A 21,452-nucleotide genomic window follows, 5' to 3' on the forward strand; every position below is an offset into this window, starting at 1 on the left:
CGGGTCATCGGAATGCGTCGAGCGCCGCTCGCATGCGTGCTCTGCACTCGGGGCCTCCATGCCCCTCTTCTTCAACGATGACCAGCCGGCTGGCGGGCCAGACTTGATGCAACTGCCACGGCGTGATCGGTGGGCAACTGAAATCGCGGCGTCCATGGATCAATACGGCGGGCATGTCTGCGATCAACGGCATCCGTTCGAGGATGGTCGCGTCGCCGCTCAGGAAGCCGTCGTTCGCCCAGTAGTGTGTGACGAGCGTTGCGAAGACCGAGGCTTGCTCGGCGTCGAAACGCTCGGCGATCGGGGTGAAATTCGGATCGAGCGAGATGTGCGTCGATTCCCATTCGTTCCAGGAACGTGCGGCCTCCAGGCGGACTTGTCGATCGGGTGAGGCCAATCGGCGTGCATAGGCTTCGACCAATCTCTCTCCGGGATGCGCGCGGGCGCCAAGTCGGAAGGCCTCCCACGCCTCGGGAAATATGCGCCCAACGCCTTCCGTGAGCCAGTCCACCTCCGATCGGCTCGTGGTCGTCACGGCCATCAAGACGAGTGCGGACACATGATCGGGATGGCTTTGCGCAAGCGCGAGCGCCAGCGAGGCTCCCCAGGAGAGCCCCGACACCAGCCACGACTCGATGCCAAGGTGACGCCGGATGTTCTCGATATCGCTGATGAGCGTCTGTGTGTTGTTGTCGGGCAGGTTGTCGAGATCGGCCGTCGCCAGAGGTCGGCTGCGGCCGCAGCCTCTCTGCTCGATGCCAATCAGGTAGTAGCTCTGGGGATCGAACATCCGGCGATAACTGCCCGAATCCAGCCCGCTTCCAGGGCCGCCGTGCAGGTAAAGCGCGGGCTTGCCTTTCGGGTTTCCCGACGCTTCCCAATAGATTTCATTTTTCCCGTCAACGTTCAGCAGGCCCGATGCTATCGGCTCCGTCGGCGCATAAAGTCGGGTGTCGTTCATATGGATTCCTCCCGTCACTCGTCAGATCGGACGACTAAGCGTATGAAGTTCTCCGCTGAGTAGTTTCAATCACCGATTGTATTCTCGACGAGCGGGATCAACTGAACCTACACTATTCATACCAGTCGGGAAAATACCTTGGTATCCCTGAATCTACCGAACACGTCAAACCGCTCATTCCGGAGCACGCCCTCAAGCTCGAACCCTGCAAGCTCGGCAACTCGACAACTCTTCGTATTGCGGGTGTCCACCGTCAAATAAACGCGGGACGCCGCTAGATCCTTCAGAGCCAAGCTCGCCAGCGCAGCCACAGCTTCGGTGATTAGCCCTTGCCCTGAGTACTTCGTTCGTCCCCAGTACCCAATTTCGAAGTGCCGAAGCTCCCAGTCAATGCGATGCAATCCCCCGCCACCAATGAGCGCTCCTGAATCTCTGAGAAAAAAAAGCACCATCAGGTCTTCATTAAGCAGATAGCGCGCGTAGGCTGCGCGGCAAGCGCGTTCTGACTCTAGTAACGTGGGGGTTGGTCGGGCCCAAGGTAACCACGCGCCCAACTCTGCGGCTGACTCCGCTACCGCCTCATTCATGACCGCACCGTCTCCAGGCCGCGCAACCCGAATCAGTAAGCGAGGACTCTCGAGTGTCTCAGGAAGGCGATTCAATGTTGATGCTAGCGCCAAATCAGTCATATCGATTGGTAGCGTACTGAGTTATGAGTCCAGAGTGAGTTCGGCTTTGGGCGGAGTCGAGCAGAAACAGCGCCGGGAAGAGGACCCAAAGATGCCAGAAAGAAATCCCCAAGGTTACAAAAAACACGGAATGTAACCCTATGGCGACCAACGCAGCAGCTCTTCGCGTTCGCCTGCACATTAAGAGTACCGGCAGAGAAAGTTCGATCGCGATGACCAATACTCCGCCCATCTCTATCAGTTGGGGATAACTGGTGAACCATGAAGAAGCCCAACTACCTTGCAAAACCAAATGAATGAAGGGCGCTCTTGACGGCCAATTAAGTCCGCCAAGGACCAGCTTAGCCAAGCCTGCCTGCAAATAGATTATGGCGACCTGCAGTCGCATGAAGAACACAATTGACGATCTAACCTCGTCGGAGCGTTGACTCGTGGTGCTACGAGCAGGCGAAAAGGAAAGCGCGACAAGAAAGATGTTCAGGTGAGTATTGTAGTTCCAGATGGAACTGAATCCTGAGACATATCCGTTCAACACGGCAAAAGCCATCGCCGTCAGCCACGTTGCTACCAACTCAGTTCGCCGCCAGCACATCCCGAGACAACCAGCAACCACTGCCAGCCTCAATGCCACGAAGGAAACGTGTCCAAGAGGAGGAATCAAAGTGGCAAGACCACTTGGCTGATAGAGCAACGCCTCCTCTTCCGGGTAGAAGGCTGAAAAAGGCCCGAATATTACCCAAACCGCTACCGTTATCGCGACGCTTACTCGAGTAGCGACGAGGCAGCGTTCAGCCCCTAAGATGGAGAACGGGTGATCGAATATTCTCGAAATCACTTCGATGCCTCGCTAATTTGGGGATGCCGGTTGTGGGAGCAACTGATAAATCAGGCGGCGCCTCAAGATGGCAAGCTCGCCGCCACTGTCCAAGTGGTCAGCGTCGAGTTCCCACGCCTCCACACGCAAACCAGTCGGCTTTGCGATATTCAACGGGGGAAACGTCTCATCTACGCCAACCCAGTTAGGTTTGTTGAGACGACCAAGAAGACGTCGGGCAAATCCATCTCTTTCCGCCGGCGACGCTGCTCCCAAAAAGGTACGCGCGTATATCGAACGTGCCTTGAAGAACTCAACAGGAAGTGTTTGCCCAGGGTCAACCGCTTCTTCGTCGCCCTGGTCGTTCGTGATCACCGCTTTGAGTATCCAGATCTCTTTTGGCGCACGGCCGAAAACGTCGAATGAGGTAATTGGCCAGGCGGTCCAAATTAAAAGGGTTGCGGAGACCTGTATTGACGCCATGAGAATGACGCACGACAAAAATAGCGTTTTGGACAACTTGCTCATATGGTGCCCCTCCGCGGGCGATTCTGCCCACGTGCCGCGAGTGTCGCTTGCTAATTCTTGCCGAATATACTACGTTGTTCTTTGCTGGGCGTTAAAAGTAGTGAACAGTCATCCTCCAAGGAGAAGAAATATGCCTAAAAGCACTAGCGCGTCCGCAAAAAATATTGGTACTTCAGGCTTAAAGCAAGCTTTGCTAATACTGTCCGGGGCAAGCGTAATGAGCGTGGGGGGTGTTTTTGATGCCAACGCGCAACCTGTAAAAGCTCCGGAGTTAGCGCCAAACGTCAACATCGGGACCGTCAAAAAACCAAGCAATGTGCAGGTGAAAACGCCAAAAACCTGGAAGCGAGTCGTCATCGAGCTGACCCCGGAGCAGAAGGCACAGTTGGCGAAAGCTGGCGTGCAAACCGATCAGTTGAAAATCACGACGTACAATATTGAGAGACTGGCCGGCGACATGGTCAACTAGTTTCGTTGACTGCGAGCCGTCCACTGTGGAGAGGGATTGGTTCTTATGGCTTCGCCCTGGAATTCAGGTCCTTCGCGATAGCGAGGACCTGGTTTTGCTCGACCAGGAGGGCGATGTTATTCAATTGCCGGATCCTAGCGGACTTGCTTTTGACCTCATCCAGCGACTTGACGGCGAGGTCCAAGTTTCTGCGCTTTCTAAAAATCCATATTTTCCCGTTCTGGAGCCCATACTTCGGACGCGAGGATGGCTTGTAACGTTACGGGACGCGCTTTCCGATCTACTGGCGACGCGATCGGCGCTGTCACGGGAAATTGCCGCCTTTGCGCATCTATATCCAAACGATCTCGACTGGCACTTTAAGCTTCTATCGCGAAAAAGGGTTTTAGTCGTCGGGGTCGGTGGCATTGGAACGAATGTCTCATTTGCGCTTTGTGCAAATGGTGTTGGCTCTTTGACAATCGTTGATCCTGACATAGTTGATGCAACTAATCTGAATCGACAGTTTCTCTTTAGTGCTGATGATATAGGATTGAAGAAAGTCGATGTCGTGGCGCGTGAGCTTGGTCGTCGATTCCCGGCAACGAAAGTCCGGCCGATCCCATATACGTTTGACGACGTGTCCTTGGCATCAAATCTGGCCGTCGACGCAGATCTCATCGTCATTTGTGGCGAATCGACGGTACTTCATGATTCACCTCACCTTTGCGACGGCGTTGCGATCATGCTCAGTGGCTATCAGGGAGCGGTAGGCGTAATTGGACCGCTGGTCCAACCACAAAGGGGATCCGCGTGTTGGAGTTGCTTGATGGATCGGTATAAGAGGCCCGCGATGCGGCACGTTGAGAAATCCGCATTGACACGCGCATCTTCTTGGAATCCGTCAGGTTTCGCCATCAACTCCCTGACAGGATCCATTTGCTCAAACGTCTGTATAGGCTACTTATCAGAGCAGGCCTCGTATGAGGAGCGTATCGGGGTTCAATTCCGGGTATCCTCCGCATCCTTCCAGGTTGACACGGTCAGGATTGAACCGACGTCGTGTTCTCACACCACCGTACGCCCGTATGAATAATGCTCTGGCACCAGATCCGCTTCACGGGATCCACAGCATTGATGCACTGCTGAGCCTGCCCTACTTCGAGATTCTGGCGTGCCTTGGAGGTGGGTCACTTCACCCAGGAGGAGGAGCGGGTACGCAATTGCTTTTGGATGCATGCGCATTGAAGCAGTCCGACCACGTCCTTGAAGTGGGTTGTGGTCCGGGGTGGACCACTCGCGCACTAATCAAAGCGGGGGTGCCATTAGCAACCGTGGAGCGCTCTCGTCGCATGCTGGATGCAATGCAATTTCATTGCGGAGCGGAGGGGCTCTCTCCGCCGCTGTGGGCAAATTCGAGCATAGAGGCGTTTTCTGGGTTCGAAGGAAGAACCGGGAGATTCGATCTCGCCATCCTGGAATGCGTTATTGGCTTCGTTGACGACAAGGTGAAAATGGTTGACGCCGTTGTTGATCAACTCGTGCCTAGGGGCCGTATTGGTGTGCTCGACGTGCACTATGTGGAGCCCCCGCCGGAGTCCACTCTCAACGCTCTACGGGAGGTTACTGGGCACACCATAATTCCGCTAAAACGCCACGATTGGGAGACATTGTTCGGCAGACTGACTCGGCTCCAGTTTCAAGAATTCAAACTACCGGACTCTTCGCATGACAGTGGGCGGCGAATCGTGGCAGCCTCCGGAATTGGCCAGCGACTTCCCGGTGCCAGTGCAGAGGATCTGCGTCGACTTGAGGAGCATCTTGACAGGGTCGGTGCCGTTTTCAACGAGAACAAGCGGTACTTGCTAGGCCACATTGCGGTCTGGCAACTCCCAAGCTAGAGAGTACGCGTGATGAGTGCGTCCTCTGTCACCCCGAAAGCCTACATTGTTTACGATGGGGAATGCCCGTTCTGTAAAGCTTACGTGCTGCGTTTGAGGCTAAATGCCGCGTTAGGCAATGTGCAGTTGGTGAATGCGCGAAGCCAGCATCCGATTGTGCTTAGCCTATTGTCGCGAGGATACGAACTTAACGAAGGGATGGCCCTCGTCATTGGAGAGCGTGTCTACGTGGGCGCGCACTGCGCCTGGCTGCTCGCGATGCTAAGTACGCGAGTCGATCTATTCAACAAAGTGAATGCGCTCCTTTTCTCATCCCATACGGTCGCAACCCTGTCCTACCCTGTACTACGGTGGGGACGAAAGACTGCACTCTTCCTTCTGAGGCGGCCGCAACTTCTGAAACAAAGGCACGATTGAGAACTGATAACGCCTTTCGCTTGAATTCGCGTTCGATCGACCGGCGTTTGATAGATACTCACGAGCCGTTTAACGCCTGACGGCGCTCAAGCTCTACAGGCGATATATCGCAGGCGGAACCGTGCCGGCGAATTGGGTTGTAGAACATCTCAAACGGTTGTCGATACCGATCCCCTTTGTTTATGACATCTAAAAGAAACTCCGCCGACTCATGCTAAAATCGTTGACTGATCAAACATTGATCCATCCAAAAAATGGCCCCCACTCCAACCACCCCGCATTCGGCGGGGCAGGTGTTGCCTTTCCGGCAGTCGCTCGTGGCGATGCTCGGCCTTTGTTTCTGCACGATGATGGTGGCGCTCGACCAGACGGTCGTCGGTACCGCGCTGCCAACCATCGTCGCTGAACTCAAGGGGTTCGAGTACTACGCCTGGGTGGCGACGTCGTATCTCCTCACATCCGTCATCACCGTCCCGATCTTCGGACGGCTCGGCGATTTCTACGGCCGCAAGCTCTTCGTCATGACGGCGATCGTCGTCTTCACCGGCGCCTCCGTGCTGTGCGGCGCCGCGAACAGCATGCCGTTCCTGGTCATCGCCCGGGCGCTGCAGGGCATCGGCGGCGGCATGCTCGTCGGCACCGCGTTCGCCTGCGTCCCGGAACTGTTCCCCGACGCCCACGTCCGCCTGCGATGGCAGGTGATGCTCAGCTCCGCCTTCGGTATCGCCAACGCCATCGGACCCTCGCTCGGCGGCTTCCTCACCGAAGGTCTCGGCTGGCGCTCGGTGTTCTACGTCAACCTGCCCGTCGGCCTCGCCGGCCTCTGGTTCGTCGGTCGACACCTGCCCCACATGCGCGCCGAAGAGCACGCCAAGGCCGGCATCGACTGGCTCGGCGCATTGCTCATCACCGCCGCGCTCGGCAGCCTGCAGATGCTCGTCGAATGGCTGCCCGCCGACGGCCTCTCGCGTGGCGTGCTGACGCTGCTCGTCGTGCTCGTGATTTCGTCCTACGCGCTCTATCGCTGGGAACAACGCACCCCGCATCCGATCCTTCCGTTCGAGATGTTCCGCGACAAAAGCCTCGCGCCACTCTTCGTGCTGTCGGTGTTCGCTGGCTTCTCGATGTTCGGCATCCTGTTCTACGCACCGCTGCTCCTGCAGGGGGGCTTTGGACTCTCACCGCGCGAAACCGGTCTGCTGATCACACCGATGGTGGTGTGCATCACCGTCGGCAGTATCGTGAATGGTCGGCTCATCACCCGTCTGCCGAATCCGAATGTGATGCTTTACGGCGGCTTCGTGCTGCTCGCGCTCGCTTGCGCCGGCGTCATCACCACGCATCGCGGCACGCCGCACGGGCTGATCGCCACCTATATGCTGCTCGCCGGTCTCGGCCTGGGCTTCGTGATGCCGAACCTCACGGTGTTCGCGCAGGAAGTCGCCGGACGCGCCCACCTCGGCATCGCCACAGCTCTCATGCAATCGTTGCGCATGATCGGCGGGATGCTCGGCACGGCGATTGTCGGCACGCTCGTGAATCACAGCTACACGTCGCGCGTGAAGGATTCGCTCGCCGCGAACGACGGCGCGCAGTGGACCGCGCAACTCTCGGACCCGCAGATCCTCGTCAACGCCAATGCCCAGAGCGACTTCCTGATGACACTCGCGCACATGAACCAGAACGGCGCGCTGTTCATCGAGTCGGCCCGCAATGCGCTCGTCGCCTCCATTCACAACGGCCAGATGGTGTCGCTCGCAGCGGCGCTTGCCGGTCTCTGGTTCGTGCGGCGGGTGCCGCTCATCCGGCTCACGCGCGCTGCCAAGCCGCAACCGCCCGCAGGGGAGTGACGCCATGGCCACACCCATGAAACGAAACGTCATCCAACAGCTCAGCCTGACCTACCGCGCGATGATGCTTGCCTTCGACGCGCAGGTCGGTCACCCGCTGCCGCGCTGGCGCATCATTCTCGCGCTGGCCGAGCGCGGCACCTGCTCGCAGAAGTTTCTCGCGGAACACTGCCGCCTCGACCCGGCGTCACTCACACGTCAGTTGCAGTCGATGGAGGCGCTCGGCTGGCTCTCGCGTGCCACTGATCCCAACGACAATCGCCTCACCAACGTGACGCTGACGCCCGCCGGGATGGCCGTGCACGACGAAGCGACACCGCGTCGCCAGGCCTTCTTCGACGACGCCCTCGCGGGCATGACGCCCGACGAGATCGCCACGCTGGAGAGTGCGCTCACGCATCTGGAAGCCCAGTTCAAGACGGTGGTCGCACGCGCCAAAGCGGCGGACTCGACGGGGGCGGCAGCGGGGAAATCGGGGGCGCAATCGAAGCGGCAGGCAATGCCGGAATCGCCGCCGAACACGCCCGCTGCCACGACGCGAAAACGCGTATCGCGAACTCAGACTCAGACGTAGTGCGATTGACGGATAGCGCTGGGGGGAAGTTATGCGCGCCGTCGAAGCGGCAGGCAATGTCGGAATCGCCGCCGTCACACGTGCCCGCTGCTGCGACGCGAAAACGCATTTCGCGAACTCAGACGCAGCACTGGGGTGAGGTTGGGCGCGCTGTCGAAGCGGCGGGCAATTCCTGAGTTGGCAGTGCCGTATGCTTCTGCTGCCGCGCCGAAGGTCGAAAAAAACGCCGCCCAAGTGAGGCGGCGTTGTTTCTTTGATTGTCGCGGCACCGGCATCGGCATATTCCGGCGCGCCGCGCGTGATCAGAAGAACGTCTGCACGATTTCCACGACGTTGTAATCACCGTCGACCACCGGCAGATGGCGCCATTTGTCGAACGTCAGACACGGGTGCGAGATGTCGAACGCGATCATGTCGCCCACGCGGATATCGTCACCCGGCGCGATGCGCAGATACGCGTGCTGATCCATCATGCCGGTGACTTCCCAATGTTCGGGCGTGGCCTTGGGCGCCTTGCTCTCGCCCGGCCGGAAGTGCTGTGCCGGCTCCGGCATGCCCGCATCGAACGCGGCGTCGCGCTTGCCCAGCGCAATGATCGCGCGCTCGGGCTCGGGCACCGACTGCACGTAGGCCCACAGTTGCAGCGCCGGCTGCAACTGCGAGCGCATTTGTTTGGCGATGGGGTTGCGCGTGGCGATCTGTGCCTGCGCCGCCTTGTAAATGCCGACGTCGTGCGTGAGGTAGCAACCGGGGCGCAACACCACGTCGAGCGGTGCGCCCACATCCTTGTGCGAAAACTCTTCGGCAACGATGTCGTACCAGGCCGAGCCCGCACCCGAGAGCACCGCCGGCGCGCGCTCGACACGCCCGGCCGCGATCAGCTCGCACGTGACGCCGACCGCGCGCTGCAGGAACGCGCGAATGTCTGCCTCGGTGCTCAACACCCCCTCATAGACTTCCACGCCGGCGAGCTTCACGGCGTCGTGATATTGCGCGAGTGCGTCGAGCACGGCTTGCTGCTGAGCGACATCGCGCACGCCAGTGCGCCCGCCTGTCACGCCAAGCTCGATCAGCACCTGGACCGACTGGCCGCGTGCCCGGAAGAACTTGCCCAGATGCTCGACCGCAGCCGCGGAATCCACCAGGCAGAAGAACTCGAAATCGGGATCCTTCAGCAGATCGGCGATGAGCGCCATGTTGCGCTTGCCGACCAACTGATTCGCCATGAGCACGCGGCGCACGCCATGGTGATACGCCGCACCGGTCTGCTGCGCGGTCGCGAGTGTGATGCCCCACGCGCCGCCTTCGAGCTGACGGCGAAAGAGCTTCGGCGCCATCGTCGTCTTGCCATGTGGCGCCAGCTTCACACCGTACTCATGCACGAAGCGCTGCATCCACGCGAGGTTATGGCGGATCTTGTCCTCGTAGAGCACCGCCGTCGGCAGACTCAGGTCTTCGTCGAGCAGGTTCCAGCCCAGACCCGTCGTGGCGGAAGGCGCCAGCGGGGCGTCCAGCGCGCCGAGACCCTTGTTGAGAGTATCGATCATGCCGTGTTGATAGTTTGTATCACTCATCGAAAATTCTCCGCGAAGCAGGGACTGGGTGGGCGCATCTGCAGGATGGCGCGTTTTCGGATGGCCCCTATAATAGCGTCGAATGACCAGCATTTGACAGAATTGTTATAAAGTAACAAAAATCGGGAAACCTTTCAGAGAGGCCCCTGTCGGCGACATGTTTCGATGTCGTCGGCACCGGCGCCGCAACGACCAGAGATATGGCCGAGACCTTCGATATCGTGACGCGCGTGGCCGAGCGCAGCGACGCCTTGAGCCAGGCGGAGCGAAAAGTGGCGCAGATCGTCCTGGAGGACGTGGCGGGCGCCGCGGCGGCGTCGATCAATGTCCTGGCCGAGCGCGCCGGCGTGAGCGAGGCGAGCGTCACCCGTTTCGCCAAGGCGATGGGCTGCCGCGATGTGCGCGACCTCAAGCTGCGTCTGGCGCAGGCCGCCGTGGTCGGTCAACGCTTCCTCGGCGCAAGCGCAGCGAACGGGCAGGACGGTGCGGGCGAAACCATCGACCGCATCGCGGACGATATCCAGACCACGTTGCAGGTGCATCGCGGCCTGATCAAGCCGGACATGGTGCGGCGCGCGGCGGCGCGTCTGCTGTCGGCCCGCATGGTGTACGCGTTCGGCATGGGGGGCGGGTCGTCGCTCATGGCGGACGAAGCGCGCTACCGGCTCGTACGTCTGGGACGACCGGTCGCCAGCTATCAGGACGCGGTGCTCATGCGCATGGTCGCCGGCACGCTCGGGCGCGACGACGTCGTGCTTGCCTTCTCGGTGAGCGGCCACACGCCGGAGCTGGTGTCGGCGTGCGAAATCGCTCGCGAATACGGCGCGCAGGTGGTGGCGATCACGGCGACGGGTTCGCCGCTCGCGGCATTGGCCGACGAGGTGCTGCCGATTCGCGCGCTGGAAACGGATTTCATTTTCAAACCGTCGTCGTCGCGCTACGCGATGCTGCTGGCAATGGACGTCCTGGCCACGGAGCTGGCGTTGCTCGCCAAGCCGCAGAGCCAGGCGCTGCTGCGGCGGATCAAGTACGTGCTCGACACGCATCGGGGCGGCGGCGATCGTCAGCCTCTGGGAGACTGACATGACTGACCGCCTCGCAAACCGGACGGGCGACATCCTCGATACCCTCATTACCGACGTCCGTCTGGCCGACGGCTCCGCCGCCCCCTTGTCCGACGAACGCTTCGACGTCGCGCTGCTCGACGGCCGCATCCACACCATTGCGCCGGCGGGCTCGCTCTCGAACCGGCAGGCCGCGCAGCGGATTCAGGGCGAGGGCCATGTGCTGAGCCCCGGCTTCATCGACGTGCATACGCACGACGACACGAACGTCGTGCGTGCACCGGAAATGACGCCGAAGCTCTCGCAGGGCGTGACGACCGTCGTCGTCGGCAACTGCGGCATCAGCGCGTCGCCTGTCTCGCTCAAGGGCGATCCACCCGACCCGATGAACCTGCTCGGCGAAGCCGACGCGTTTCGCTACCCGACCTTCGCCGCGTATGTCGAGGCGCTGGAGAAGGCGCAGCCGGCCATCAACGTCGCCGCGCTCGTCGGCCACACCGCCCTGCGCAATAACCACATGGACCGCCTCGATCGTCCCGCCACCGAGGCGGAGATCGAAGGCATGCGCGCGCAGCTGCGCGAAGCACTGGAGCACGGCGCGCTCGGCCTGTCGACGGGGCTGGCCTATGCCAACGCGAACGCCGCACCGACCGAGGAGGTGCTGGCGCTGGCCGAACCGCTCGCCGAAGCGGGCGGACTTTACGCAACGCATCTGCGCACGGAGTTCGCCGAGATACTCGAAGCGCTCGACGAAGCGTTCCGCATCGGGCGCCACGCGCGCGTGCCGGTGGTCGTCTCGCATCTGAAATGCGCAGGCGTCGACAACTGGGGACGCAGCACGGAAATTCTCGAAGCGCTGGACAAGGCCCAGCGCTTCCAGCCGGTTGGCTGCGATTGTTACCCGTACACGGCAAGTTCCTCGACGCTCGATCTGAAGCAGGTCACGGACGACTTCGACATTCTTGTCACGTGGTCGCAGCCGCACCCCGATCAGGGCGGCAAGCTGCTGGCGGCGATCGCCGCGGAGTGGGGCGTCGACCTGATGGAGGCGGCAAAGCGTCTGCAGCCGGCGGGCGCCGTGTATCACTGCATGGAAGAGGACGACGTGCGCCGCATCCTGCGTCATCCGGCGACCGTCGTCGGTTCCGACGGCCTGCCGAACGATCCGCTGCCGCACCCGCGCCTGTGGGGCGCGTTCCCGCGAGTGCTCGGCCGCTACAGCCGGGAGCAGCAGTTGTTCCCGCTCGCCGAAGCCGTCCACAAGATGACGGGGTTGTCGGCGGAGCGCTTCGGGCTGACGGGACGAGGCTTCGTGCGCGAAGGCTACTGGGCGGATCTGGTGCTGTTCGATCCGGCGACGGTGGCCGACGCCGCCACCTTCACCGATCCGATGCAGCCGGCCTACGGCATCAAGGCCGTATGGGTCAATGGCGTGCTGTCCTGGCAGGATCGCGCGCCCACCGGGAACGCCCGTGCCGGTCGCTTCGTGCGACGCGGCACGCCGCAACCGGTTCTCTGAGTGCAAATGGCAGTCGATTTATCGAGATTTTTTGTAAAGGAGCGACGATGAGCATCAAACGATATGGCGTGGAAGGCGGGCAGGGCACAGGGGGCCAGCGCATGCCGTTCGCACGCGCAACCGAGGCCGACGGCTTCCTGTTCGTCTCGGGGCAGACGCCCATGAAGGACGGCGAGGTGATCGACGGAGGCATCGTCGCCCAGTCGCATCAGGCCATTCGGAACATGCTGGCGATTCTCACCGAAGCGGGCTATGGCCCCGAGCATGTCATGCGCATCGGCGTGTGGCTCGACGATCCGCGCGACTTCGCATCGTTCAACAAGGTGTTCAAGGAGTATTTCGGCGAGCATCCGCCGGCGCGCGCGTGCGTGGTGTCGAGCATGGTCATCGACTGCAAGGTGGAAGTGGACTGCGTGGCGTACAAGAAGCCCGCGGCTTGACCATGGAACCGTGACGCCGTCGATGCCGCAGCGAGCATGACGTTCGCTGCGGTGTTCAAGCGCAGGAGGGCCGGCGATCTCGCCGGCTTTTTTCTGCGCCACGCCTTTTCATTGACCGAGACGTCGGTTCCGTTTCGCAAAGTCTGCGGTTCACCTTCGATGGTCGACGTCTCCACAGACGCGCATTCTGTCATCTCCTTATCCAAGATCAGGAGATGGCAGTGAGACATGCTCCCGCTTCGGCAGCGTCCGCGCCCCCGGCGTCGATGCCTCCATCCGACCCCGACACCCGGGAAAATGCGCGCGTCACCATCGACTTCCCGGTGGCGCCGGACGAGCTTCAACTGCACACCCGGTCCATCCATCGCCTGAACGGGGCGGGTTGTGCCTCCGGTCTCATCGGCTTGCTGTGTACGGTCCTTGGGGTTGCGGGGTTCGCCGGCGGCGCGTACCTGTGCCTCGACGCCGCCTCGGAAGTCGACGAAGGCGTGGGCGAGAAGAGCAACCTGTGGGTCGCCTACGCTGCCGGCGGCACGATGGTCGGCGCGGCGGTGCTTTCGATCTCGGCCGGTCTGCATCAGGTGTGCGCCTGTCTGGACAAGCGTCGTCAGGCGACGAACGCGGTGCGCTCCCTGAGTCTGAGCGCGCACTATGCGACGACGGAGGGCCGGGGCCATGACTTCGTTTGATACCTGCCATGACGTCGAGCCGACGTCGCAGCATATCGCCGGGCAGATCGAGGCCGCGCTGGCGTTGGTGCGCGATGGCGAGCGACAGCGGGAGGCCATGGGCATGCCGCGGCCAGGCGAATGGGACGCCGGGCAGTGCGATACGGCATATCGCTGCGGCTATGGCGCGTTCGAGCGCGGCGACTACGTGCAGGCCATCGAGTGCTTCGCGCCGTTGCTCTCGGCATGCCCGATGCACGGTGACTACGCGGTGGCGCTGGCGCTGGCGCTGCAGCGTCATGGGGAGCCGAGGGCCGCGTTGCCGCTGTTCATGGCGGCGGCGCTGCTCGATCGGGACGCGCCCGGCCCGATGTACCGGGTGGGCGAATGCCTACTGGTGCTCGATCATCCCGAGGCGGCCTATCGGGCAATGAAGGAAACGCTTCATCGCTGTGCCGGGGAGCCGAAATACGCAAACGTACGAAACGCAGCGCGCAAGATGATGGCCCGAGCGGCACTGCTGAACTGACACACCGGGCGCCTCCAAAGAAGAAAGAAGCAGATCGTGCCATTGGTGGCGATGGGTGTGGGCAGCCCTCGCCACCTTTTTTGCCTGGTGCGTCCGTCGCGGTTTACTGACGCGCCGTGCGCGCGTTGTCCGGCATCGGCAACGTGAAGTTGGTGCGAAACGGGTTGATGTCGAGCCCGCCGCGGCGCGTGTAGCGTGCGTACACGGCCAACTGGCTCGGTTTGCACTGACGCATGATGTCCATGAAGATGCCTTCCACGCACTGCTCGTGGAAGCCGGTATGCCGGCGGTACGAAATCACATACTTGAGCAGACCCTCCTGATCGATCGGCGGACCGACGTAGCGGATCTGCAGGCTGCCCCAGTCGGGCTGCCCCGTCACGGGACAGTTCGATTTCAGCAGATTCGACACGAGCGTTTCGTCCACGTGTGGCTCGTCCTGCGCCGCTTTGAGCAGCGTTGCGTCGGGCGTGTAGACGTTCGTTTCGATGTCCAGCCGGTCGACGAGCAAACCGTCGAGTTCGTCGAGTTCGAGCTTGCCGAAGCCGCCCGGCTCCACGAGGCGCACCTGCACGGCCGCTCCCGCGGCTTCCGAGAGATCCTGCTGGATCAGCGCGCGCGCGGCGTCCGCATTGGCGAGCCGGGTCTGTGCGAACGAACCGAGATACAGCTTGAACGACTTCGATTCGATGATGTTCGGCGAGTCGGCCGGCACGATGGCCGTGAGCAGCGCGATCTGCGGTTTGCCCTTCTCGTTGAGCCACGAGAGTTCGTAGCCGTTCCAGATGTCCGCGCCGAAGAACGGCAGCGCGTCGGGCACTCCGATGGCGGCGCGCGCCGGCGCGCGTGCGATCGGGAACAGCAGGGTCGGGGCGTACTGCTCGGTGTAAGAGACTTCCTTGCCGAGCGGGGATTGGTCAGGCGTTGTCATGATTTGCAATGCCACTGACGACGTGGCCGGTGGGTGTGAACCCGGCGGCCGATTCGCAGTGGTGTGTCTGATCGTCGAAAAAGAAATCGGGTTCGAACTCGCGCAGGAACGCGCCCTTGTTCAACCCGCCCAGGAACATCGCCTCGTCGATGTCGATTTTCCAGTCCATCAGCGTACGGATGGCCCGCTCGTGCGCCGGGGCCGAGCGGGCCGTGACGAGTGCGGTGCGAATCTTCACCGGCACTTCGTGACCCGCGAGCTTCTGCAACTGGTGCAACGCGAGCAGCAACGGCTTGAGCGGGCCGGGCGGCAGTGGTGTCGCCGCGCGCTCGGTCTCGTGCTGCTGGAACGCATTCAGGCCGTTGCGCTGGAAAATCCGTTCGGCTTCGTCGGAGAAGAGCACCGCGTCGCCGTCGAAGGCGATGCGGATCTCATCCGGATGCAGCTCGGCCTTTTTGGCGGAGTCCGGATACACGCGTGCGGCGGGAAAACCCGCCGCCAGCGCGCTGCGCACGTCGCTCTCGTTGGCGGACAGGAACAGGTGCGCGCCGAGCGCGTTGAGATAGCGGAACGGGTCGCGTCCGCGCGTGAACACGCCGCGCTCGATCTTCAGATCGACCTGACGCGCCGAGCGGAACACCCGCAGCCCGCTCACGGGATCGTTGCGCGAGAGCACGACGACCTCGACGCGGTGCGCATTGTCGCGATTGAACGCAAGCAGCTTCTGCACGAGCGGGAAGGCCACGCCGATGCGCGCGGGCACGTCGAGCCGGTCGAGCTGGTAGCGCATGTACGACTGGTCGTCGCCGCTCGCCACGCCAGCCTCGTACACGCGGTTCTCTTCTTCGAAGTCGAACAGCGCGCGCGAGGATATCGCGACGACGAGCTTGTTCTCTAGCGTGATCGGCATGGCGGCGGTGTCCTGTCGTAACGTGAGGTGAGCGGCACGGGAGAAAGCGACTTAGCCGAGGAACAGCTTGTAGACAGGGTTGTCGCTTTCGTCCCAGTAAGGATAGCCGAGCGTGGCGAGGAAGTCGCGGAAGGCGGCCTTCTCGTCTTCGGGCACCTGTATGCCGACCAGGATGTTGCTGTAGTCGGCGCCCTGGTTCCGGTAGTGGAACAGGCTGATGTTCCAGTTCGGGCTCATGGCCGAGAGGAATTTCATCAGTGCGCCGGGGCGCTCCGGAAATTCGAACCGGTACAGTACTTCGTTGCTTGCCAGTGCCGAGCGGCCGCCGACCATGTAGCGGATGTGCTGCTTGGACAGTTCGTCGTTGGACAGATCGAGCGTGGGGAAGCCGTGGCGTTCGAAGCCGGCCCTGATGCGTTCGCCCTCGTCGCGATTGTGCATCTGGATGCCCACGAAGATGTGGGCGCTCGACGCCTCGCTGATTCGGTAGTTGAACTCGGTCACGTTGCGGCTGCCCACCACTTCGGTGAAACGCTTGAAGCTGCCGCGCGCCTCCGGAATGGTCACGGCGAACACGGCTTCGCGGGCTTCGCCGACCTCGGCGCGCTCGGCCACGAAGCGCAGTCGGTCGAAGTTCATGTTGGCGCCCGAGGTGATCGCCACGAGTGTCTCGCCCTTGAGCTTTTCGCGCTCGGCGTAGAGCTTGGCGCCGGCCACGGACAGCGCGCCGGACGGCTCGAGCACGCTGCGGGTGTCCTGGAAGACGTCCTTGATGGCCGCGCACAGTTGGTCGGTGTCCACGCGCACGACTTCGTCGAGATGTGCCTGGCACAGCCGGAAGGTTTCGGCGCCGACGTATTTGACCGCGGTGCCGTCGGCGAACAGGCCGACGTCGTTGAGCAATACGCGCTCGCCCGCGTGAATGGATTGCGCCATGGCATCGGAGTCGACGGACTGCACGCCGATGATCTTGATTTCGGGGCGAACGGCCTTGACGTACGACGCCACGCCGGCGGCCAGGCCGCCGCCGCCGATGGGCACGAAGATGGCGTGCAGCGGGCCCTGATGCTGGCGCAGTATTTCCATGCCGATGGTGCCCTGGCCGGCGATGACGTCGGGATCGTCGAACGGCGGCACGAAGGTCAGGCCGCGCTCTTCCTGGAGTGTCATGGCGTGGGCGTAGGCGTCGCTGTACGAGTCGCCCGCGAGGACGACTTCGACGGCGCGACCGCCGTGGGTCTTCACGGCGTCGATCTTCACCTGCGGCGTGGTCACGGGCATGACGATGACGGCCTTGCAGCCCAGCCGGGCGGCCGAGTAGGCGACCCCTTGCGCGTGATTGCCGGCGGACGCGGTGAGCACGCCGCGCTCGCGCTCGGCTTCGCTCAGATTGGCCATCTTGTTGTACGCGCCCCGAATCTTGAAGGAGAACACCGTCTGGTTGTCTTCGCGCTTGAGGTAAATTCGATTGTGCAGCCGCATGGAGAGCGTGCGTGCCGGTTCGAGTTCGCTTTCCTTGGCGACGTCGTAGACTTTGGCGGTCAGGATCTTCTTCAGGTAATCGGGAGCTGCGTCGGACATGATTTAAGGATTCTTCAGGTTAGGCACATCAAGAAACAAAAGGACAATGATAGACCAGCACGTCCGCCGGGGCGGTCGCGCTTGGTTTCTCGGGAAAAACGTGAAAGGGGGTGCGCGCCCTAGCGGAGGTCGTCTGGGGTGTCGATGTCGCGCACGATACCTTCGTCGTCGACATCGACGATCGTAATGTGCTCGCTAATCAACAGGTCGCGCGCGCCCGCGTCGCCATCGAGGGCGGCCAGGCGCGAGGTATAGGCGGCGCCGAACGCGACGGGATGGCCGCGTTGTCCCCGATAGCTCGGGGCGACGATGGCTTCGGACGAGGTGAGCCCGCCGGCGATCGCGCGAATGGTATGGGGGTGGATGTAAGGCATGTCGGCCAGCGCAACGAGCCAGCCGTCGAGATGCTCGAGCCCCGGGGGCGGCGCTTCGTCGGTGCCGGCGCGGATACCGGCCGCGAGGGTGGCGCCCATGCCGCGCTTGGTGGCATGGTTCATGACGACTTCGCAACCCGCCTGCAACAGCACGTTCTCCAATTCGGCCGAGTCCGGTCGCACCACCGCGATCACGCGCGGCAATACGGCCAGCAGCGCATGCGCGCTGGCAAGGGCAACGGGTCGGTTCAGGGGATCTCCGGGCAGCGGCGCGAGCAGCTTGTTCCGGCGCCCAGCCGCATCGAAGCGGGTACCGAGTCCGCCTGCCAGTAGAATGGCCACGGGCGGCGTCGAGGGACGGGTCATAGGTTGTGCATTATGCGCCAGAGTTTTTGTTTCTGCCAAACTCGCGTGCTTGCTGTCGTGGCGGAACCGTCGACCGTCCGGTCGGTCGGACGAAGCTTGGGCAGGCGCGTGTGCCTTGTCGCTGCGCTGACGTCGTTCGAAGCGGATCGGTTTTTCCCCGGAGTGGTATGGAGTCGTTCATCACCTGGCTGCTGGGCGTGCTGGCGTTGCCCGGCATCGGCCTGCCGGCCATCTTTATCGTGTCGTTTCTGTCGGCCACGCTGCTGCCCATGGGCTCGGAGCCCGCACTGTTCGGGTACGTGGCGCTCAATTCGCATATGTTCTGGCCGGCCATCGCGGTGGCGAGCGTCGGCAATACGGCCGGCGGGATGCTGGACTGGTGGATGGGATTCGCCGCGCGTCGCGCTTTCGTTCGCCTGAAGGCGCATCGTCGTGCACACGCACGGGCGGCGTCGCTGGCGGGGGTGGCGGCGGGCAGCGTCAGTGTCGGAACGGGGGACGGACAGCGCTCGCACGCGCCCGCTCATTCGCGCGACGGGCGCGACGCCCCCGGCAAAGCCCCCATGAGCGAACGCTATCATCGCTGGATGCGACGCTTCGGCCCACCCCTCCTCCTGCTCTCATGGCTGCCAGTCATCGGCGACCCGCTCTGCACGCTCGCCGGCTGGCTGCGCCTGTCCTGGCGCGCCTGCCTCGTCTACATCGCCATCGGCAAGACCCTGCGCTATATCCTCATCACCTATCTGATGCTGCGCGTGCCCGAATCTTTCTGGCATGGAATCTTCGCGCCGTTCAAACATCTGCTCGTCGGGTAAGGACGCCTACGAAAAAACCGCACGCCATGTGAGCGCGTGCGGTTCTGGTTCTGTTCTCCCTCCTCTCCCTCCCTCTCCCCAGACGCAGTTCTATCATCGTCCGGGCCGCTGGGCCGGGACCCCTTTCCTCCACTCAAACATAAACCCAACTCGCGGCGAAAAGGGGCCCCGGCCCAGCCTCCGTCATGCTCCCCATCGCCTCACCTGCTAATGCCGGTTGTGGCGGGTGTCATTGGGCGATGGAGTGCTTTGCTTTTTCATGCCTTTGTCATGTCGAACGGCAACGCCCGCTGGCGCTTGCCCGTCAACGTGAACAACGCATTCGCATACGCCGGCGCCAACGCCGGCAATCCCGGCTCACCCATGCCCGTCGGCGCATCGCCCGAACTCACGATATGCACACCGATCGCCGGCATGTCCGTCAAACGCGCCACGGTGTACTGATGGAAGTTGCTCTGTTCGACCTCGCCATCCTTCATCGTGATCGCCGCACCCGGCAACGTGGTGCCCAAACCCATCAACGCCGCTCCCTCGACCTGCGCCGCCACCGTCAACGGATTCACCGCGAAGTTGCAATGCACCCCCGCCGTCGCACTCACCAGACGCGGCGACCCATTGCGCATCTCGGCAACGACCACGTACGCCACCACGGAGTCGAACGACTCGTGCACCGCCACGCCCCACGCCTGACCCTCCGGCAGCCTGGTCTTGCCATAGCCGGAACGCTCCACCGCCAACGCCAACGCCGCCCTGTGACGCGGATGCTTGCCGCCCATCAACGCATATCGGTATGCCACCGGGTCCTGGCCCGCATTTTTCGCCAGTTCGTCGATCAGCGTCTCCATGACGAAAGCGGTATGCGTATTGCCCACGGAACGCCACCACAACACGGGCACGTTGACCTGCGGGCTGTGCAGCGTCAGGCGCAACGGCACCGCATACGGCGTGCCGGAGACGCCCTCGATACTGGTGCTGTCGATGCCGTTCTTCACAAGCATCTTCTCGAACGGCGTGCCCTGCAAAATGGACTGGCCCACGATGGTGTGATTCCACGCCAGCACGTTGCCCTTCGCATCCAGACCGATCTCGGCACGGTGCACGTACATCGGACGGTAGTAGCCGCCATGAATGTCGTCCTCCCGGCTCCAGATCACCTTGATCGGCTCGCGATGGCCCGCACGCTTCCACGCTTTCGCCACCTGCGCCGCTTCGACGCCATAGTCTGACGTGGGCACGGCGCGCCGGCCGAAGCCGCCGCCCGCCATCAGCGTGTGCAGCTTGACCTGCTCGGGCTTGAGGTCGAGCGTGCGCGCGATGGCCGCCTGATCGACGGTCTGGAATTGGGTGCCCGTCCACACTTCGACACCCCGATCGGTGAGCTGCACGGTGCAGTTGAGCGGCTCCATCGGTGCATGCGCGAGATACGGGAAGCTGTATTCGGCCACCAGGGTCTTCGGCGCGTTCTTGAGCGCTGACATGTCGGCGTCGATGGCCACGGTGCCCGGCGTTTTGGCGATCTCCTTGTATTTGGCCAACTGCGTCGTGGTGTCGACGTGTTCGACGCCGGAGGTGTCCCATGTGGCCTTCAACGCGTCGCGGCCGGTCTTGGCCTGCCAGTAGCCGTCGGCGATGACAGCCACCGCCGTGCCGCCCCGGTCGTCGGGAATTTCGAGCACGTCGCGCACGCCTTTGATCGCCCGCGCCGCCTTGGCGTCGAAGTTCTTGACCTTCGCGCCGAAGACGGGCGGACGCGCCACGACCGCCACTTTGAGGTCGGGCAGCTTGAAGTCCATGCCATACATCGGCACGCCCGTGGATTTGGCCCGCGCATCGAGCCGTCCGGTCGGCTTGCCCAGCAGGCGGAATTTCGACGGATCCTTGAGCGTGACGTCGGTCGGCACCGGCATGGCCTGGGCCTTTGCCGCCAGGCTGCCGTACGTGGCGCGCTGACCGTTCGGTCCGAGCACCACGCCGTTCTCCGTGCGCAACTGCGCCGGCGGCACTTTCCATTGCTGCGCTGCCGCCGCAATGAGCATGGCCCTCGCCGACGCACCGATGCGCCGGTATTGCAGCCACGAGTGCGCCACGGAACCGGACCCGCCGGTCATCTGGATGCCGAACAACGGATCCTTGTAGACGTCCGCGGCCGGGGCCAGTTCGCTGCGCACCTTGCCCCAGTCGCAATCGAGCTCTTCGGCGACGAGCATGGGCAGCGCGGTCTGCACGCCCTGACCAAAGTCGAGACGGTTGACCTGGATGGTGACGGTGTCGTCCGGCGCGATGCGCACGAACGCCGACGGCACGACCGGCGTGGACGCCGCGCCTTGCGCACTCGCGGTCCGCGCCGCGCCCGGCACCGACATTTCGAGCATCAGACCGCCGGCGGCCAGCGCCGATGTCTTCAGGAACGCCCGGCGCGACACGCCGGCGTAGTCGCCCACGGCCACACCGTGGAACGGAGCGAAGCGGGAGAAACGAAGTTCGCGCATGGGAATGCTC

22 protein-coding genes are annotated in these 21,452 nt (G+C 62.6%); 12 read left to right on the plus strand and 10 right to left on the minus strand.

The window, feature by feature from the left end; all coding sequences use genetic code 11:
• Positions 1–4: 4 nt before the first annotated feature.
• The 4 genes from pip to RO07_RS04000 all read right to left on the minus strand — a co-directional run bounded on the left by pip (position 5) and on the right by RO07_RS04000 (position 2,992).
• Positions 5–961 carry a prolyl aminopeptidase gene (pip, locus tag RO07_RS03985; protein ID WP_039408211.1) on the minus strand — a complete coding sequence of 319 codons (957 nt, stop codon included), beginning with the start codon at positions 959–961 and terminating at the stop codon, positions 5–7.
• 116 nt (positions 962–1,077) lie between these two features.
• Positions 1,078–1,650 (minus strand): GNAT family N-acetyltransferase, encoded by a 573-nt coding sequence (locus tag RO07_RS03990; protein ID WP_039408213.1) that lies wholly within the window; start codon positions 1,648–1,650, stop codon positions 1,078–1,080.
• Entirely contained in the window at positions 1,643–2,485 is an 843-nt protein-coding gene (locus RO07_RS03995) for a hypothetical protein (protein WP_147284561.1), read from the minus strand. The genes RO07_RS03990 and RO07_RS03995 overlap by 8 nt, the downstream gene beginning before the upstream one ends.
• Before the next feature lie 12 nt (positions 2,486–2,497).
• Positions 2,498–2,992 carry a hypothetical protein gene (locus RO07_RS04000; protein ID WP_039408217.1) on the minus strand — a complete coding sequence of 165 codons (495 nt, stop codon included), beginning with the start codon at positions 2,990–2,992 and terminating at the stop codon, positions 2,498–2,500.
• 130 nt (positions 2,993–3,122) lie between these two features.
• On the opposite strand from RO07_RS04000, the gene RO07_RS04005 reads away from it, so the two are divergent.
• The 5 genes from RO07_RS04005 to RO07_RS04035 all read left to right on the plus strand — a co-directional run bounded on the left by RO07_RS04005 (position 3,123) and on the right by RO07_RS04035 (position 8,182).
• Positions 3,123–3,461, plus strand: coding sequence for a hypothetical protein (locus tag RO07_RS04005; RefSeq protein WP_147284560.1), 339 nt, complete (start codon positions 3,123–3,125; stop codon positions 3,459–3,461).
• Between the two features lie 94 nt (positions 3,462–3,555).
• The gene (locus tag RO07_RS04010; protein WP_160118075.1) at positions 3,556–4,536 is read left to right on the plus strand and encodes a HesA/MoeB/ThiF family protein; all 981 of its coding nucleotides are present in this window, start codon (positions 3,556–3,558) and stop codon (positions 4,534–4,536) included.
• Positions 4,529–5,341 carry a class I SAM-dependent methyltransferase gene (locus tag RO07_RS04015; protein WP_160118074.1) on the plus strand — a complete coding sequence of 271 codons (813 nt, stop codon included), beginning with the start codon at positions 4,529–4,531 and terminating at the stop codon, positions 5,339–5,341. Before RO07_RS04010 ends, RO07_RS04015 begins: the two co-directional genes overlap by 8 nt.
• Positions 5,342–6,012: 671 nt before the next feature.
• Complete coding sequence (locus RO07_RS04030) at positions 6,013–7,608, plus strand: MDR family MFS transporter (RefSeq protein WP_039408220.1); 1,596 nt, start codon at positions 6,013–6,015, stop codon at positions 7,606–7,608.
• A gap of 4 nt (positions 7,609–7,612) precedes the next feature.
• Positions 7,613–8,182 carry a MarR family winged helix-turn-helix transcriptional regulator gene (locus tag RO07_RS04035; protein WP_084072432.1) on the plus strand — a complete coding sequence of 190 codons (570 nt, stop codon included), beginning with the start codon at positions 7,613–7,615 and terminating at the stop codon, positions 8,180–8,182.
• 302 nt (positions 8,183–8,484) lie between these two features.
• On the opposite strand, the gene RO07_RS04040 is transcribed toward RO07_RS04035, so the two are convergent.
• The gene (locus RO07_RS04040; RefSeq protein ID WP_039408221.1) at positions 8,485–9,756 is read right to left on the minus strand and encodes an amino acid deaminase; all 1,272 of its coding nucleotides are present in this window, start codon (positions 9,754–9,756) and stop codon (positions 8,485–8,487) included.
• A 200-nt stretch (positions 9,757–9,956) separates the two neighbouring features.
• On the opposite strand from RO07_RS04040, the gene RO07_RS04045 reads away from it, so the two are divergent.
• The 6 genes from RO07_RS04045 to RO07_RS04065 are packed head-to-tail and all read left to right on the plus strand — an operon-like array spanning position 9,957 to position 13,976.
• Complete coding sequence (locus RO07_RS04045; RefSeq protein WP_039408222.1) at positions 9,957–10,838, plus strand: MurR/RpiR family transcriptional regulator; 882 nt, start codon at positions 9,957–9,959, stop codon at positions 10,836–10,838.
• A gap of 1 nt (position 10,839) precedes the next feature.
• Positions 10,840–12,339, plus strand: coding sequence for an N-acyl-D-amino-acid deacylase family protein (locus tag RO07_RS04050; protein WP_039408223.1), 1,500 nt, complete (start codon positions 10,840–10,842; stop codon positions 12,337–12,339).
• 47 nt (positions 12,340–12,386) lie between these two features.
• The gene (locus RO07_RS04055; protein ID WP_218026546.1) at positions 12,387–12,779 is read left to right on the plus strand and encodes a RidA family protein; all 393 of its coding nucleotides are present in this window, start codon (positions 12,387–12,389) and stop codon (positions 12,777–12,779) included.
• A 36-nt stretch (positions 12,780–12,815) separates the two neighbouring features.
• Positions 12,816–13,004 carry a hypothetical protein gene (locus tag RO07_RS25710; protein ID WP_039408224.1) on the plus strand — a complete coding sequence of 63 codons (189 nt, stop codon included), beginning with the start codon at positions 12,816–12,818 and terminating at the stop codon, positions 13,002–13,004.
• A complete protein-coding gene (locus RO07_RS04060; RefSeq protein WP_157118190.1) occupies positions 13,001–13,468 on the plus strand; it encodes a hypothetical protein in 468 nt (155 codons plus the stop codon). Before RO07_RS25710 ends, RO07_RS04060 begins: the two co-directional genes overlap by 4 nt.
• Positions 13,455–13,976 (plus strand): hypothetical protein, encoded by a 522-nt coding sequence (locus RO07_RS04065; RefSeq protein ID WP_039408228.1) that lies wholly within the window; start codon positions 13,455–13,457, stop codon positions 13,974–13,976. The genes RO07_RS04060 and RO07_RS04065 overlap by 14 nt, the downstream gene beginning before the upstream one ends.
• Before the next feature lie 103 nt (positions 13,977–14,079).
• On the opposite strand, the gene queF is transcribed toward RO07_RS04065, so the two are convergent.
• From queF to RO07_RS04085, 4 genes are all read right to left on the minus strand, one after another.
• Positions 14,080–14,907, minus strand: a complete 828-nt coding sequence (gene queF / locus RO07_RS04070; RefSeq protein WP_039408230.1) for an NADPH-dependent 7-cyano-7-deazaguanine reductase QueF — start codon at positions 14,905–14,907, stop codon at positions 14,080–14,082.
• Positions 14,894–15,817, minus strand: coding sequence for a 5'-nucleotidase (locus tag RO07_RS04075; RefSeq protein WP_039408232.1), 924 nt, complete (start codon positions 15,815–15,817; stop codon positions 14,894–14,896). The genes queF and RO07_RS04075 overlap by 14 nt, the downstream gene beginning before the upstream one ends.
• A gap of 51 nt (positions 15,818–15,868) precedes the next feature.
• Positions 15,869–17,398: a threonine ammonia-lyase, biosynthetic gene (gene ilvA, locus RO07_RS04080; protein WP_039408234.1), complete on the minus strand. Its 1,530-nt coding sequence runs from the start codon at positions 17,396–17,398 to the stop codon at positions 15,869–15,871.
• Between the two features lie 119 nt (positions 17,399–17,517).
• A complete protein-coding gene (locus tag RO07_RS04085; protein WP_039408236.1) occupies positions 17,518–18,138 on the minus strand; it encodes a nucleotidyltransferase family protein in 621 nt (206 codons plus the stop codon).
• Between the two features lie 167 nt (positions 18,139–18,305).
• On the opposite strand from RO07_RS04085, the gene RO07_RS04090 reads away from it, so the two are divergent.
• Positions 18,306–18,953: a YqaA family protein gene (locus RO07_RS04090; RefSeq protein ID WP_039408237.1), complete on the plus strand. Its 648-nt coding sequence runs from the start codon at positions 18,306–18,308 to the stop codon at positions 18,951–18,953.
• Between the two features lie 257 nt (positions 18,954–19,210).
• Here the strand turns inward: RO07_RS04090 and RO07_RS04095 are convergent, their stop codons facing one another.
• A complete protein-coding gene (locus RO07_RS04095) occupies positions 19,211–21,442 on the minus strand; it encodes a xanthine dehydrogenase family protein molybdopterin-binding subunit (RefSeq protein ID WP_039408239.1) in 2,232 nt (743 codons plus the stop codon).
• Between the last annotated feature and the right edge of the window lie 10 nt (positions 21,443–21,452).

It is taken from the genome of Pandoraea pulmonicola, assembly GCF_000815105.2.
Classification (GTDB): Bacteria; Pseudomonadota; Gammaproteobacteria; order Burkholderiales; family Burkholderiaceae; genus Pandoraea; species Pandoraea pulmonicola.

Bases quoted from the DNA above. Each gene is read 5' to 3' on its own strand.
- RO07_RS04065 (WP_039408228.1), top strand. From the start codon at position 13,455: ATGACTTCGTTTGATACCTGCCATGACGTCGAGCCGACGTCGCAGCAT.
- RO07_RS04055 (WP_218026546.1), top strand. From the start codon at position 12,387: ATGAGCATCAAACGATATGGCGTGGAAGGCGGGCAGGGCACAGGGGGC.
- RO07_RS03990 (WP_039408213.1), bottom strand. From the start codon at position 1,650: ATGACTGATTTGGCGCTAGCATCAACATTGAATCGCCTTCCTGAGACA.
- RO07_RS04005 (WP_147284560.1), top strand. From the start codon at position 3,123: ATGCCTAAAAGCACTAGCGCGTCCGCAAAAAATATTGGTACTTCAGGC.
- RO07_RS04075 (WP_039408232.1), bottom strand. From the start codon at position 15,817: ATGCCGATCACGCTAGAGAACAAGCTCGTCGTCGCGATATCCTCGCGC.
- RO07_RS04095 (WP_039408239.1), bottom strand. From the start codon at position 21,442: ATGCGCGAACTTCGTTTCTCCCGCTTCGCTCCGTTCCACGGTGTGGCC.
- RO07_RS04090 (WP_039408237.1), top strand. From the start codon at position 18,306: ATGGAGTCGTTCATCACCTGGCTGCTGGGCGTGCTGGCGTTGCCCGGC.
- RO07_RS25710 (WP_039408224.1), top strand. From the start codon at position 12,816: ATGACGTTCGCTGCGGTGTTCAAGCGCAGGAGGGCCGGCGATCTCGCC.
- RO07_RS04040 (WP_039408221.1), bottom strand. From the start codon at position 9,756: ATGAGTGATACAAACTATCAACACGGCATGATCGATACTCTCAACAAG.
- RO07_RS04035 (WP_084072432.1), top strand. From the start codon at position 7,613: ATGGCCACACCCATGAAACGAAACGTCATCCAACAGCTCAGCCTGACC.
- ilvA (WP_039408234.1), bottom strand. From the start codon at position 17,398: ATGTCCGACGCAGCTCCCGATTACCTGAAGAAGATCCTGACCGCCAAA.
- RO07_RS04015 (WP_160118074.1), top strand. From the start codon at position 4,529: ATGAATAATGCTCTGGCACCAGATCCGCTTCACGGGATCCACAGCATT.
- queF (WP_039408230.1), bottom strand. From the start codon at position 14,907: ATGACAACGCCTGACCAATCCCCGCTCGGCAAGGAAGTCTCTTACACC.
- RO07_RS04085 (WP_039408236.1), bottom strand. From the start codon at position 18,138: ATGACCCGTCCCTCGACGCCGCCCGTGGCCATTCTACTGGCAGGCGGA.
- RO07_RS04000 (WP_039408217.1), bottom strand. From the start codon at position 2,992: ATGAGCAAGTTGTCCAAAACGCTATTTTTGTCGTGCGTCATTCTCATG.
- pip (WP_039408211.1), bottom strand. From the start codon at position 961: ATGAACGACACCCGACTTTATGCGCCGACGGAGCCGATAGCATCGGGC.
- RO07_RS04030 (WP_039408220.1), top strand. From the start codon at position 6,013: ATGGCCCCCACTCCAACCACCCCGCATTCGGCGGGGCAGGTGTTGCCT.
- RO07_RS04045 (WP_039408222.1), top strand. From the start codon at position 9,957: ATGGCCGAGACCTTCGATATCGTGACGCGCGTGGCCGAGCGCAGCGAC.
- RO07_RS04050 (WP_039408223.1), top strand. From the start codon at position 10,840: ATGACTGACCGCCTCGCAAACCGGACGGGCGACATCCTCGATACCCTC.